Genomic DNA, 13,057 nt, shown 5'->3' with positions numbered 1-13,057 from the left:
CGGTTCTCGTATACAAGAAGCTCACCCCATGGTCAATCTTGACCGGAGGTGAGCTTCTTTTTCTTGTACGCCAATGGGGTCGTACCGAGGTAACGCTGGAACATCCGGTGAAAATAGGGCATGCTCGCCATGCCGCACAGCTCGGCAATCGTCTTCACCGGGTGATCGGAATGCAGCAACAGCTCAGTGGCCCGTTGCATGCGTTTGGCCGTTACGTAATCCGAGACGGTCATGCCCGTCAATTGTTTGAAGACACGGCTGTAATGAGCTGCCGATACCGCAGCCTTGCGTGCGAGACTGGTTAGTCCAAGGTCAGCCGATGGATGCGCATCAATATGCCGAAGGCTTTCCTGCATCCATACAGGTCCCGCTACTTGAGGCGGGGGGCTTGCGGCGGAAGGGTCCCGCCGCTGCTCACGATATACGGTCAATAGCAGCTGCAGGCAAAGAATCCGGACGGCTTGCCGGTACCCATGCTGTCGGGTGTGCAATTCTTGCTGAATGGCAAGCAAGGCGTCGGCGACGGTTTGCTGCTGTTCAGGCGCGAGTGACAGCCGGTAATGACGGCGCTGGCTGGCGTGTGCGTAGGTTGCTAAGGGCTGCGCATCGGTCTCGCCGGCTGCGATCGGCAGGAGCGAGGGCAGGAAGAACAATGCCGTTGAAGTGACGGGGACCAGCTCATCTGGTTGGGCATGATGGATGGTGCCGCCTGGAATCAAGAAGAGATCGCCTTCCCTCATCGTATAGAGACTTTGATCGATCAGGAAGGTGCCTTGTCCGTTGTATACATAAACCAGCTCATACCAATCGTGCTGGTGATCCGGCAACTCCGCTTGGGGACTCTTGGTATCCCGGTACACCAGGGCGACCGGAAAGCCTGTCTCATGTGGAATGGTGCGGCGAGCCTGCAACATGATCCCCTCCAATAACATCAATATAGAGTATGTTTCTGCAATTATAAGCTCTTTCATTATACATCATTGATGTTAGAATGAAAGAAAAGAACGTTAGGAGGAGCTGCTATGCAATATAGAGCACTAGGAAATACAGGATTGGAGGTGCCGGTCCTAAGCTTTGGCGCCTCATCGGTGGGCTCCGTGTTTCGCGAGGTAGATCCTGCAGAAGGCATTCGTACTGTCCACACGGCAATCGAGGTGGGAATGAATCTGATCGACGTCTCGCCCTATTATGGTCTGACCAAGGCGGAGACAGTACTTGGAGCGGCGCTCCGTGAGCTGCCCCGCGATGCATTTATACTTTCCTCCAAGGCTGGACGCTATGGGGAGAATACCTTTGATTATTCGTATGAGCGCATCTTGAGCAGCGTGGATGAGAGTTTGCAGCGACTGCATACGGATTATCTGGATATTCTGCTGCTGCATGATTTCGAATTCGTGCCGTGGCGTCAAGTGGAGGAAGAGGCACTTCCTGCGCTTGGAGAACTGAAGAGACAAGGCAAAATTCGCTTCGGCGGCTTGTCTGCACTGCCGTTGGCAGCCTTCAAGAAGGCGCTAATGGAGAACCGCCCCGATGTGGATGTCATTCTGTCCTACTGTCACTACTCCCTAAACGACAGCACCTTATTGGACCTGGTGCCGCTTCTGGAAGCCAGGCAGATCGGACTGATGAATGCTTCACCGCTCTCTATGGGACTGTTAAGTCAGCGGGGGACGGCATCTTGGCACCCGGCCGATGAAGAACTCAAGCAGGTTTGCCTGGAGGCCGCAGCGTATTGTTCTGCTCAAGGGACGGATATCGCCAAGCTGGCCGTGCAATACGCGACCCGAGATGAGCGCATTCCAACCACACTGGTCAGTTCCGCAAGTGAGGAGAATATCCGTCGGAATGCAGCCTGGGTGGAGGAGCCGCTGGACGAGCAGCTGCTGGCAGAAGTTCTAGCGATTCTGGCGCCTGTTCAGGGACGCACCTGGCCTAGTGGGCGGGCGGAATATAATGAAGCAGAACAAGGAGGAGAAGAAGGATGAAGCAGATCGTATGCAACGCACCGGATTCCCTGGTCATGACGGAAGGCGAGACGCCGACATGCGGGAGCGGAGAAGCTGTCGTACGCATTCGGAGGATCGGCATCTGTGGTACGGATCTGCATGCCTACAAGGGCAATCAGCCTTTCTTCTCCTATCCGCGTATTCTGGGACATGAATTGTCCGGCGAGATTGAGGCGCTAGGAGAGGGCAGCCAATCGCTGCGCGTAGGCCAGCGGGTGAGTATCATCCCTTATCTGGCATGCGGGCAATGTGTAGCTTGCAGCAAAGGAAAAACCAACTGCTGTATGTCGATGCAGGTGCTTGGTGTCCATGTGGATGGAGGGATGCGGGAGCGCATTGTGGTGCCTGTAGAACAACTGCTGCCAGCAGACGATCTGTCTCTAGATCAGGCTGCCATGCTAGAGCCGCTTAGTATCGGGGCCCATGCGGTCAGACGTTCCGGGCTGCAGGCGGGTGACACTGCGTTAGTCATTGGCGCTGGGCCTATCGGTCTTGGCGTGATGGTAATGGCCAGGCAGCGGGGAGCCCGTGTGATCGCTATGGATCTGCAAGCGGACCGGCTGCGCTTCTGTCAGTCATGGGCGGGGGCAGAGGCGACGGTTATCGCGGGTTCCGAAGCCGCGGATGAGCTGATAGAGCTCACGGGTGGAGCTTACCCGGATGTGGTATTCGATGCGACAGGACATGCAGGCTCCATGAGCAAGGCATTTGATTATACATCTCATGGCGGAACGCTAGTTTATGTGGGACTGGTGAAGGCGGATATCAGCTTCCATGATCCGGAGTTTCATAAGCGGGAGCTCACCCTGATGGGGAGTCGTAATGCGACGCGAGAGGATTTCGATGCGGTACGCCAGGCGATGGCTGGCGGGCATATTGATATTGACCGTTATATTACACACCGGGCAGAGTTTGAACAGATGATTGACGCCTTTGAAGGGTGGCTGTCACCCGAGAGTGGCGTCATCAAGGCGGTTGTAGAATTGTAAAACAAAGTAAAAGCCCTTTGCCTCTCCGGTTCCGGAGGGGCAAAGGGCTTATGTCATTTTAAGCTTGTACTTAGTATAATGAAATCGTGAGTGTGTCTTTTTCATTAATCGCGTGCAGTGTAGCCTCGCTGCCTTCGATCTCAACGCTAATCAGGGAACGGAGACAGTGTCTGAGTGCATTTTTGCCGCTGGTCCATTTACGGTTGAGGGTATCAGCCAGCTTGTCCAGCGCTTTTTTGTTGGTCTCAGTAAGATATACAGGGATGGGTTTGTTCTGGAACAGAATCATGGTTCTCACGGGCAATCACTCCAATCCATTTGTTCTAATGTGTAAACAGTATACATTACGATTGTTAAAAGATTCTTAAAAAGGGTTTACAAAATTGTGATCATTCAGACTTTTTTGTTGTGCCTTGAGGCGGATAGTACATCACGACACTGAGGTCCTGAGAACTATTAAACAAATCCGCAGCAAATGAAAAGAGAATGGAATCAAAGATAGTAATTAAGTGCAAAATGTTTTATAATTGCAAAGGTAGAAGGATGGCGAAAGATGTCGAAAAATAGATATATTGACACATTCCGATCGATCTACTAGGATATAAGAAAAAGTGCTTATCAAAGGAGCGGGAGAGAATCTCATGAAAAAACAATTTTTGGTCATCGTATCCCTGCTGGTAGTAGCTGCGATGCTGGCTGCTTGCGGCGGCAACTCAGGCGGCGGCAACAACACGCCTAACAACACACCGAACAACAGCGGCGCTGCGGAAGGCAACGCTGGCGGCGATAGCAACGAAGAGACAAGAAGAGCTGTTCTGGTCCTGCCAGAAGAGATTGGTGTAAACCCGTTCTTCCAACTGATGGATGAAGGCTTCAAGCGCGGCGGCGAGGAATTCGGGCTTGAGGTTCGGACGATTGAATCCTCCGATCCGGCAGCATTCGAGCAAAACCTTCGTGCAGCTGTAGCCGAGAACTACGATCTGATCGTAACGGCAACATTCCAAGCGGAAGACGCGCTGAACAAAGTGGCACAAGAAAATCCGGACAAGACCTTCGCCATTATCGACACATTTGTGGATCTGCCGAATGTGCGCAGCGTTGGTTTCCGTGAGTATGAAGCAGCTTATCTGATGGGCGCGGCTGCAGGTCTATCCACCCAGACGAATACCGTTGGCGCTATCGTTGCAATGGATACACCGCTGCTGAAGAAATACACCGGCGGATTCGAGCAGGGTCTGCAAGCAACGAACCCTGAAGCGAAGTTCCTGGTCAACTATGTCGGCGGCTTCAATGATCCAGCCCAGGCCAAAGAATTGGCATTGCAACAGCATTCCCAAGGTGCAGACTTCATCGCAGGCATGGCTGCTGTAGGCGACAATGGCGTGTTTGAAGCAGCAAGCGAAGAAGGCTTCTACACTGCTGGACAAGATACCGACCGTACAGTGCTCGACCCTGAACATATCGTATTGTCGCAGTTGAAAGGTACCGATGCGGTTGCCTATGAGACTGTCAAATCGTTTGCCGAAGACAACTTCACATTTGAAGCAGTGGAGTACGGCCTGGAAGAGGGCGGCGTTGGTATCACATTTGTAACGCATGAATCCGAATCCGAGCTGAGCGATTTCATCGGTCAAGAGACAATCGACCAGCTGAAAGAAATGGCGGAGCAGATTAAGTCTGGCGAACTGGTTGTCGCTAATCCGCTGGCCCAATAGTAGACCAATACATCCATATACCGGCTGCAGCTATTGGCAGCCGGTTTCCTGTTGCACACCCCTGAAAGGAGAGAGGCCGCCCCATGTTGCTCCAGATGAAGGGCATTACCAAAGCCTACGGAGGCGTCATCGCCAATAAACACGTGGATTTTTCGCTAAAGAAAGGCGAAGTGCACGCGCTTGTCGGCGAGAACGGTGCAGGCAAAACCACTTTGATGCGTATCTTGTATGGCATGGAAACGCCGACAGACGGCTCGATTACGCTAAACGGAAAACCGTTGCAATTCTCTTCCCCAGCTGATGCGATTGCCAATGGAATTGGCATGGTGCACCAGCATTTTATGTTATATCCGTCCTTTACCATTGCAGAGAATATTGTCATTGGACGAGAGCCGCGGAGATTCGGATTCATCAATCAGTTCAGAGCGATATCTGAAGTAGCCGAGCTCTCCAGGCAATACGGCATGCCGGTTGATCCCAGGCGGGTCATCGGCGACTGCTCGCTTGGTGTCCAGCAGCGTGTAGAAATTCTCAAGGTGCTGCACCAGGGGGCTGAAATTATTATCCTGGACGAACCGACCGGCGTATTGACCCCTCTGGAAGTCAAAGAGCTGCTTGAATCGGTACGCAGACTGGCTCGAAGCGGCAAGAGCTTCATTATTATTACTCATAAACTGCAAGAGGTTATGGACGTCGCTGACCGGATTACGGTATTGCGGGATGGAGAAGTCACGGGGGCCGTGGATGCTTCGGGAACCAATGTGGACGAGCTTTCACGGCTTATGGTAGGACGCGACCTGGTGAATCTGCAGCGCAAGGAGCAGACTCCAGGGCAGCCTATTCTGGAGCTTGAGGGTATCACGCTTGCCGGGAGCGGCAGCAAACCTGTGTTGGATCATATCAACCTGTCCGTTCATGCCGGAGAGATCGTCGGAATTGCAGGCATCTCTGGCAATGGTCAGTCCGAGCTGCTGCAGGTCATATCCGGGCTCGCCAAGCCGGATGCAGGTGCGTTGCGGCTGCAGGGCAAAGACATCAAAGATGCTTCGGTTCGCCAAATCCGCGAGCAGGGACTGGCGCATATTCCCGAGGACCGTTACCAGTGGGGTGTCGCCAAGGAAGCGACGGTGGCCGACAATGGTTTAATGGGTCATACGGACCGCTATACTAAATATGGATTGATTAAAGGCGGCAAGGTACGTGAGATGGTACGGGGCTGGGTGGAGCGCTTCTCCATTAAGACAGGTTCGCTCGACACCAAAGCGCAGCATCTCTCTGGCGGCAATCTGCAGAAGCTGATCGTTGCCCGTGAGCTAGAGCACCGTTCCCCGTTTCTGATTGCAGCCGAACCGACGCGCGGCGTTGATGTCGGGGCCATGGAGGTCATTCATGGCGAGCTGCTGAAGCGACGCGATGATGGTGGGGCCGTGCTGCTGGTATCCTCGGAGTTGACAGAGGTGCTGAAGCTCTCTGACCGGATTCTGGTCATGTATGAAGGGCGTATTGTTGGGGAAACACGCGCCGAAGAAGCCTCAGAGGAAAGAATCAGTTTGTGGATGGCTGGGGGGAAAAGGCAATGAATCTTGTGAATCAGATTGCAAAGTCACTGCTGCAGCCGCTGTTGGCCATCCTGGTGGGACTGGCTGCCGGAGCGGTGGCCATCATGATTGTTGGCGGTTCGGTCGTCGATACCTATGCCGAGATGTGGAAGGGCGCTTTTGGCAGCTTCTACTTTTTTACGAATACGCTAGCGCGGGCCACGCCGATTATTCTGATCGGACTGGGTGTTGCCTTGGCATTCCGGGCGGGGTTCTTTAATCTCGGCGCGGAAGGTCAGCTGATTCTGGGCGGGCTTAGCGCAGCGCTGACGGCGCTGCATGTTCCTGGTCCAGGCTGGCTGAAGCTGACCTTGGCGATTATCGCAGGCATTATCGCAGCGGGCATTTGGTCAGCCTTTGCCGGATGGCTGGATACCCGGTTTCGAATGAATTTGCTCATTACGACACTTTTGCTGAATTACATTGCGGTTTACTTTGCAAGCTACATGGTATCGCATCCCTTCATGGACCGCACCGGTTCTGCGGCTATGGCGCAGACGCCGATGGTCGAGAATGCGGCCTGGCTGCCCAAGCTGTTCCAGGGCATGAGTGTGCATGCGGGTTTCCTGTTTGCTATGATTGGCACCATCTTGTTGTTTCTGTATATTCGCTATACCGTGTCGGGCTACGAGGTTCGTATGCTCGGCGGCAATCCGCTATTCGCCTCCTACGGCGGTGTGCGCCGGGGCCGGCTGATGTTAATCAGCATGTTCGTCAGCGGTGGACTCGCCGGTCTGGCTGGAGCAGCTGAGGTTCTGGGCACGCAGTACCGTTTTATCGACGGCTCCTTGTCCGCGCCGGGTTATGCGTGGTCCGGCATCATGGCAACGCTGCTGGCCAGCTCGCATCCCATTGGTACGGCACTGGCAGCGCTGCTGCTCGCAGCCCTGCAGACCGGTGGCATGGGTGTGGAGCGCAACACCGATGTACCGCTGGAGATCTCAAGTCTCATCCAGGCTGTGTTGATTCTGTTTGTATCGGCACGAATCAGCTACAGCTTCATCAAAAATCGGAAGAAAGCGAGGGCTGCCGCTGATGGATCTTCTACTTGACGCCACGTTGTACAGCTCGACGCTACGCGCGGTTACGCCCATTCTGCTGGCAGCTCTAGGCGGCGCGCTGTGTGCCAGAGTTGGCCTGTTTAATGTCGGCTTGGAAGGGCTCATACTGATTGGCGCTTTCTCGGCGATTGTCGGCAATCATCTGACCGGCAACATTTGGCTGGCTCTGCTGTTCGCCATGACCTGCGTCATGATGTTCTCGCTGCTATTTGCTTATATGACCATCCACTTGAAGGCGAATGTAATTGTCGTCGGTGTAGCGCTCAACTTCTTGGCCCTTGGCCTCACCACGTTTAGCCTACGAGCCATATTTGATGTGAAGGGTTCTTATGTCGACCGCAATATGGTCGGATTGCCCCGCTGGGAGATCCCGCTCATTCATGATATTCCATGGATTGGGCGTGTGGTCTCCGGACATTCGCCGCTTGTGTATTTCGGGCTGCTTATGGTTGTGCTGCTCTACGTGTATATGTTCCGTACCGTATCCGGATTCCGGCTGCGGGCAGCCGGGGAGAATCCGATTGCCTCGCGTTCACTTGGGATCCGGGTAACCCAATACCAGTATGGAGCCATGATTGCCTGTGGCGCGCTGTGCGGTCTCGCCGGTGCCCAGCTCTCGTTAGGCCAGCTGACGTTGTTCACCGAAGGGATGACCAACGGTCGTGGATTTATCGCGCTGGTTGCTACGATGCTTGGACAGTCTAATCCACTTGGCGTCGGAGCATCCAGTCTCTTGTTTGGATTCATGGGTAGTCTGAGCACCCGACTGCAAGGGATGGCACTGCCAACGCAGTTCACGTCCATGCTGCCATTTGTCGTCACGCTGCTGGCGATGTTCTTCTTCCGTAACAAAAGCCAACTCGCTGATGCGAGAAGATCGAATGAAAGCTCTCGCTAAAATGGAGGTGTACAACCGATGCAACATGGCAAAGCTGAACGACTCAAGAAAGCCAAGCCCTCCCCCGCAGTCCATGTAGACCCGCAGCTCGCTCACCGGCTGCCGCCGGGACAGATGCTGACCGAGCGGTTTCCGATTTTGCATGAAGGGGATGTGCCGGAGTACGATCTGGGGACATGGTCACTTCGTATTTTCGGTGAGGTCGAGCAAGAACGTACCTTTAGCTGGGATGACCTGATGAAGCTGCCACGCTCCCAGCAGGTGAATGACATCCACTGCGTCACCCGATGGTCCAAGTTCGATACCGATTGGGAGGGCATCCGCTTCAAGGATCTGCTGTCACTCTTGAACGTCAAGCCCGAAGCTAAGCATGTTATGATTCATGCCGACCAGGATTATGATACGAATCTGCCACTGGAGGATCTCATGCGAGACGATGTCATGCTGGCGACCCACTACAATGGCGAGCCGCTCACGCCCAAGCATGGATGGCCGATGCGCCTGATCGTGCCTCATTTGTATTTCTGGAAAAGTGCCAAGTGGATCCGCGGGATCGAATTCATGCGCGAAGATCGCCCTGGCTTCTGGGAACGCAATGGCTTTCATAATACAGCGGACCCGTTCCTGGAGCAGCGTTTCTCTGGCGAGGACCTGCCGATCCCTGAGGATGAATGGGTTCGAAAGGAGTTTGATTAGCACCAATGTTAATGCCAATCTTGCAAGTGAATAGCGAAGACATTCCCGCCTTCGCTATCGTCTGCGGCGACCCGGGCCGGGCCAAGCTGATCGCAGACAAATTGGAAAATGCCCGGGAGCTGGCTTTTAGCCGGGAGTACCGGACATTTGTAGGCACATATCATGGAACCGAGCTGGCGGTTGTCAGTCATGGCGTAGGTTCACCAGGTGCAGCTGTCTGCTTCGAAGAGCTGATCCGCGCCGGTGTGACGACCCTGATCCGCGTCGGAACAGCAGGCTCTTATTCCAGCGAGCATCCGGCAGGCAGTCTGATCGTCAGCACGGCAGCCGTGCGTGCCGAAGGGCTGACACACCAACTGGTGCCACCGGGTTACCCGGCGGTGGCCGATCATGAAGTAACAGGCGCGCTCTATGAAACAGCCACTGCCCTGGGCGGAACCGTGAAGAAAGGCATTACCGTAACGATGGATGTATTCTTTGCCGGTGTGGAAGAAATCCCGCATGCGCGTTATAAGCAGGCAGGGGTACTGGCAGTTGAGATGGAAATCGCGGCACTCTTCGTCATCGCCTCGCTTAGAGGAGTTCGGGCGGGAGCAATCGTGGCTTTGGACGGATATGCAGATGCAGATCTGGCGGCAGAGTACGATCCGCACACCAACGTCGTTGCCCTTGCTGTAGAGCGTGAAATCGAGGCTGCCCTGCGGGCAGTGCACAAGCTTGCTGGAGCGGCGGTCTAAGGACCGCCCCCCGCAAGCTTTTTTTTGTACCGACGATCGTGCGAACGAATGCTTAGACGCGCTTGATCGCAATCTCCGTGAAGGTGCTGACTTGCTGGCCAGGGGCCAGGGCGCGGAAGCCTGTCAGTTCATCAGGAAGAGATACGTTAGGGGCGTTGGTCACCCACGTATACGGCTCGGGGCAGAGAAAGCCCGATTTGCCGTCCGCATTATAGATAACCCAATGGCCAAATTGCTCATCGGCACGGTAGATAATCGCGAGTCCGGCATCCGGATCGGTCAGTACCGCTTCATTGGGAGCGCCCGGGGTGATCGAATATACGTCATCTAGGAGCGTATCTGCCAGGGTCAGGCCGCTATTTAACTGCTCCTGGTTACTAATCGGTGTAATCTCCCCGGTCGGCAGATTGCGCTCATTAAGCGACCAGCGGCGGTCGGCTTGCAGTTGGAAGGTGCAGCGACCCAGATCGCCCTCCGGCGACAGCGGGAAACGGAAGGTGGTATGATACCCCAATCCCCATGGCAGCGCTTGCTCATCGCGGTTGTCAATTGCAAATTGAATGCTGACGGAGGGGCCCTGGAAAACAAAGGACATTTTTACCGTGAACCGGTGAGGCAGACTATCAAAGATGGCCGGTACATTCTCAGAAATGATGGTGGTCTCAATGATCGCTTGATCACCTTCGATATCGGTCCGAGTGACTTCCCATGCGGAGCGCATCAACACCCCATGAATATGATTACCACGCTCCGTTTCATTAACTGGAAACGTGTATGTCTGATTGTTGAAGGTGAAGGTGCCATCCTCGATCCGGTTCGGCGGGAACAGGACAGGCGTGCCGTAAAGCGGTGGCTTGGCATGATACGCCTCAGCACTCTGCGGTGTGCGGAGCAGCTCCAGTTCACTCTCTCGCCACGTCAGGCTAATCAGATTACTGCCCCATCCGGGGACAACGATGCCGGATAGCTCCGGTGTATGTACGCGTACAGCCGGTTCGCCTAAATAGTCAATACGTTCAATGGCAGGTGTAGTCATCGTGTTGCATCTCCTCCAAAAAATAGATTGGCCCCGTATGGCAAAGGTCCAGTTTCATTATATAATGAACGTACAGGGCTTGTCTTGCCGAATGAGAGCCCGTTTGCTATACTCCAAGGTGAAAAGCTCATGAAACCTATCAGTAGTTTTCTTTCAAGTGAAACCGCCATCATCTTAAGGCGTATAACAGGAGGAGATCAGGGATGTCTTTTACTTTGACGCAGGGCCAGCAGGCGCCGGCATTTGAGCTACCCGCTACAGATGGTAAAACGTACACGCTAAACGATTTTAAGGATGCAAAGGTACTCGTCGTTTTTTTTACTTGCAATCATTGTCCGTTTGTTGTTGGCTCAGATGAGGTCACGCGAGCTACGGCGCTCAAATATGAGAGTCAGGGCGTGCGATTCGCAGGAATTAACGCAAACAGCGTCAATACCCATCCAGATGATTCCTTTGAGCACATGATCGAGCGTATGGAAGAACAACAATTTCCTTGGGTATACCTTCGCGATGAAAGTCAGGAAACCGCGAAGGCTTATGGCGCGCTGCGCACGCCTCACTTCTATGTGTTTGATCAAGAACGCAAGCTGATTTATACCGGCCGGGGCGTTGACCAGCCGCGCGACACCTCTCAGATGCAGGTTAATGATTTGGATCGAGTCCTGCACGAGCATCTCACGGGTCAACCGATCAGTGTGAGCCTGACCAATCCAATTGGCTGCAATGTCAAGTGGGATGGCAAGGATGCCCACTGGATGCCAGCCGAGGCCTGTGATTTAGTGTAGCTATCCGCTGCCCATTTTGCTCTCCGTAAGCAAAATGGGCTTTTTTGCAATTGTTTTCCCAGGCTTGCTAGGCAAAGGAATGACAAGAGCATCAAGCGAGGAGGGTCGTCCATGGATATTCAGGCAGCGATTATTCAGGGTCCGTCAACAATCAAGGAAATGCCGCTTGTTGTCCTAACACTGCTCTTATCGCTGGTTTCAGCAGTCGCAGCCTGTTACATCAGTGTGTATACACATCGAAGTGCTGCTGGGCTATCCCCCCTTCGTTTGACTCGCATCCGGCTGTTGCTGACTAGTGGGGGCTTAGGTACTTTACTTGCCATGTGCGCGATGATAGCTACCTTGTTCCGAGCACATTATGGCTGGCTACTCCCTTCTGCACTGTTAATGCTCATCGGCTGCGGGGTGGTTTTGACAGCGGCGGCGGCTTCGGCAGGCATGCTGCAGCCGCGATTCGGAGCAGGGCCGGTCCCTGGCGGGGGATCATCACAGTATGCTGAGGGTGGGCCGGATCGGTACCCGGGCCTGCTTCTCTTGGTAGCACCGGACGGTCGTATTGAGCAAGTCAATTCGATAGCGGGGCAATTGCTTGGCTATGAAACGCAAGAATTGATGGGGCAATGTGTAGGACGTCTGCTATATGCCGATTACCGGGCGACTTACGAAGCGGGTATGGAACAGGCAGGCCAAGGCGTCCCCCAGCAGTTGGATGTTTATCTTTATCATAAGGAAGGGGGTGTAGTCCGTCTATTTTTGACTCTGCTGCCGACGATGAGGCGGGGCCGGCTTGTGGGAATCTATATGCTGGGCAAGCATGTGGTTGCCGGGAATGAGTCCTGCTGGCCGAACGGTCAGGACGAGAAGCTGGCGGCACTGGGCAATCTTGCGGCCGGGATCGCGCATGAGATTCGCAATCCATTGACAGTGGTCAAGGGATTAATCCAGTTCAACCGTCATCGCGTCGGCATGCAATTTCACTATGATTTGCTAATGGAGGAGATATTACAAATTGAAGCTATTATTTCAGATTTCCTGATGCTTTCATCCGAGACCCCGGAGCTGCGTGAGAGAATAGACTTTGGACAGCTTGTTAAAGAAGCAGTGGAGAGCGCGGATGACAGCGGTACTTGGCAGCTGATTGACCAGTCTAAGGACAATACAGCTTGGATTCACGCAGATGAAATCAAGCTCGTTCGCTCGCTGCGAAGGCTTTTGGTTGAGCTACAGGACATTGTCCAGGCAGGGGGCAGACCCGTCCTGCTGTTGGGGCGGGATAATGGTTATGTATGTCTTACTTTTCTCTGTGAAGGCAGCGGCTGGGAGATCACCTCATCACCAGCCTTCCGGGAAGGCGAGCTCTATTATGATACAAAAACCAGCGGGACAGGACTCGCGTATATGGTGGCTTATCATATTTTCACCGATCATGGGGCCAGCATGCAGGTGTGCAGCTCGGAGGCAGGTGAGGTTATTGAGATACGCATGCAAGCCGAGTGGACACCCAAGAGCCTGGCACTTTGAAATGCCGTATGAGCA

Annotated in this window: 13 protein-coding genes; 10 read left to right on the top strand and 3 right to left on the bottom strand. The window is 54.0% G+C overall.

Annotated features, from left to right (window positions below; all coding sequences use genetic code 11):
- Positions 1-32: 32 nt before the first annotated feature.
- The gene (locus tag F556_RS0106615; protein WP_020616130.1) at positions 33-914 is read right to left on the bottom strand and encodes an AraC family transcriptional regulator; all 882 of its coding nucleotides are present in this window, start codon (positions 912-914) and stop codon (positions 33-35) included.
- Between the two features lie 108 nt (positions 915-1,022).
- Here F556_RS0106615 and F556_RS0106610 point away from each other — a divergent pair, with 108 nt between their 5' ends.
- Together F556_RS0106610 and F556_RS0106605 are read left to right on the top strand one after the other, a co-directional pair.
- A complete protein-coding gene (locus F556_RS0106610) occupies positions 1,023-1,985 on the top strand; it encodes an aldo/keto reductase (RefSeq protein WP_020616129.1) in 963 nt (320 codons plus the stop codon).
- On the top strand, positions 1,982-2,995 hold the full coding sequence (locus F556_RS0106605; RefSeq protein ID WP_020616128.1) for a zinc-binding alcohol dehydrogenase family protein: 1,014 nt from the start codon (positions 1,982-1,984) through the stop codon (positions 2,993-2,995). The genes F556_RS0106610 and F556_RS0106605 overlap by 4 nt, the downstream gene beginning before the upstream one ends.
- A gap of 70 nt (positions 2,996-3,065) precedes the next feature.
- Here the strand turns inward: F556_RS0106605 and F556_RS0106600 are convergent, their stop codons facing one another.
- On the bottom strand, positions 3,066-3,293 hold the full coding sequence (locus F556_RS0106600) for a hypothetical protein (protein ID WP_020616127.1): 228 nt from the start codon (positions 3,291-3,293) through the stop codon (positions 3,066-3,068).
- A gap of 343 nt (positions 3,294-3,636) precedes the next feature.
- Between F556_RS0106600 and F556_RS0106595 the strand changes: the two genes are divergently transcribed.
- From F556_RS0106595 to F556_RS0106570, 6 genes are all read left to right on the top strand, one after another.
- Positions 3,637-4,710 (top strand): BMP family lipoprotein, encoded by a 1,074-nt coding sequence (locus F556_RS0106595; protein ID WP_020616126.1) that lies wholly within the window; start codon positions 3,637-3,639, stop codon positions 4,708-4,710.
- Positions 4,711-4,793: 83 nt separating this feature from the next.
- On the top strand, positions 4,794-6,290 hold the full coding sequence (locus F556_RS0106590; protein ID WP_020616125.1) for an ABC transporter ATP-binding protein: 1,497 nt from the start codon (positions 4,794-4,796) through the stop codon (positions 6,288-6,290).
- Complete coding sequence (locus F556_RS0106585; protein ID WP_020616124.1) at positions 6,287-7,360, top strand: ABC transporter permease; 1,074 nt, start codon at positions 6,287-6,289, stop codon at positions 7,358-7,360. Before F556_RS0106590 ends, F556_RS0106585 begins: the two co-directional genes overlap by 4 nt.
- A complete protein-coding gene (locus F556_RS0106580) occupies positions 7,344-8,267 on the top strand; it encodes an ABC transporter permease (protein WP_020616123.1) in 924 nt (307 codons plus the stop codon). The genes F556_RS0106585 and F556_RS0106580 overlap by 17 nt, the downstream gene beginning before the upstream one ends.
- A gap of 18 nt (positions 8,268-8,285) precedes the next feature.
- Positions 8,286-8,963, top strand: a complete 678-nt coding sequence (locus F556_RS0106575) for a sulfite oxidase-like oxidoreductase (protein WP_020616122.1) — start codon at positions 8,286-8,288, stop codon at positions 8,961-8,963.
- 5 nt (positions 8,964-8,968) lie between these two features.
- Positions 8,969-9,700, top strand: a complete 732-nt coding sequence (locus tag F556_RS0106570) for a nucleoside phosphorylase (protein WP_020616121.1) — start codon at positions 8,969-8,971, stop codon at positions 9,698-9,700.
- 52 nt (positions 9,701-9,752) lie between these two features.
- Here the strand turns inward: F556_RS0106570 and F556_RS0106565 are convergent, their stop codons facing one another.
- Positions 9,753-10,736, bottom strand: a complete 984-nt coding sequence (locus F556_RS0106565) for an aldose 1-epimerase (RefSeq protein WP_020616120.1) — start codon at positions 10,734-10,736, stop codon at positions 9,753-9,755.
- A 203-nt stretch (positions 10,737-10,939) separates the two neighbouring features.
- On the opposite strand from F556_RS0106565, the gene F556_RS0106560 reads away from it, so the two are divergent.
- The gene (locus F556_RS0106560) at positions 10,940-11,521 is read left to right on the top strand and encodes a thioredoxin family protein (protein ID WP_020616119.1); all 582 of its coding nucleotides are present in this window, start codon (positions 10,940-10,942) and stop codon (positions 11,519-11,521) included.
- Between the two features lie 111 nt (positions 11,522-11,632).
- Positions 11,633-13,042: a histidine kinase dimerization/phospho-acceptor domain-containing protein gene (locus F556_RS0106555; protein ID WP_020616118.1), complete on the top strand. Its 1,410-nt coding sequence runs from the start codon at positions 11,633-11,635 to the stop codon at positions 13,040-13,042.
- Positions 13,043-13,057 lie beyond the last annotated feature (15 nt).

Source organism: Paenibacillus daejeonensis DSM 15491 (genome assembly GCF_000378385.1).
GTDB classification, from domain to species: domain Bacteria; phylum Bacillota; class Bacilli; order Paenibacillales; family Paenibacillaceae; genus Paenibacillus_D; species Paenibacillus_D daejeonensis.
Note: the sequence above shows the minus strand (reverse complement) of the source record. Positions and strands in the feature narration are given on the sequence as shown.

Coding starts and splice junctions, on each gene's coding strand:
- F556_RS0106615 (WP_020616130.1), bottom strand. CDS start 914: ATGTTGCAGGCTCGCCGCACCATTCCACATGAGACAGGCTTTCCGGTC.
- F556_RS0106610 (WP_020616129.1), top strand. CDS start 1,023: ATGCAATATAGAGCACTAGGAAATACAGGATTGGAGGTGCCGGTCCTA.
- F556_RS0106605 (WP_020616128.1), top strand. CDS start 1,982: ATGAAGCAGATCGTATGCAACGCACCGGATTCCCTGGTCATGACGGAA.
- F556_RS0106595 (WP_020616126.1), top strand. CDS start 3,637: ATGAAAAAACAATTTTTGGTCATCGTATCCCTGCTGGTAGTAGCTGCG.
- F556_RS0106590 (WP_020616125.1), top strand. CDS start 4,794: ATGTTGCTCCAGATGAAGGGCATTACCAAAGCCTACGGAGGCGTCATC.
- F556_RS0106585 (WP_020616124.1), top strand. CDS start 6,287: ATGAATCTTGTGAATCAGATTGCAAAGTCACTGCTGCAGCCGCTGTTG.
- F556_RS0106580 (WP_020616123.1), top strand. CDS start 7,344: ATGGATCTTCTACTTGACGCCACGTTGTACAGCTCGACGCTACGCGCG.
- F556_RS0106575 (WP_020616122.1), top strand. CDS start 8,286: ATGCAACATGGCAAAGCTGAACGACTCAAGAAAGCCAAGCCCTCCCCC.
- F556_RS0106570 (WP_020616121.1), top strand. CDS start 8,969: ATGTTAATGCCAATCTTGCAAGTGAATAGCGAAGACATTCCCGCCTTC.
- F556_RS0106565 (WP_020616120.1), bottom strand. CDS start 10,736: ATGACTACACCTGCCATTGAACGTATTGACTATTTAGGCGAACCGGCT.
- F556_RS0106560 (WP_020616119.1), top strand. CDS start 10,940: ATGTCTTTTACTTTGACGCAGGGCCAGCAGGCGCCGGCATTTGAGCTA.
- F556_RS0106555 (WP_020616118.1), top strand. CDS start 11,633: ATGGATATTCAGGCAGCGATTATTCAGGGTCCGTCAACAATCAAGGAA.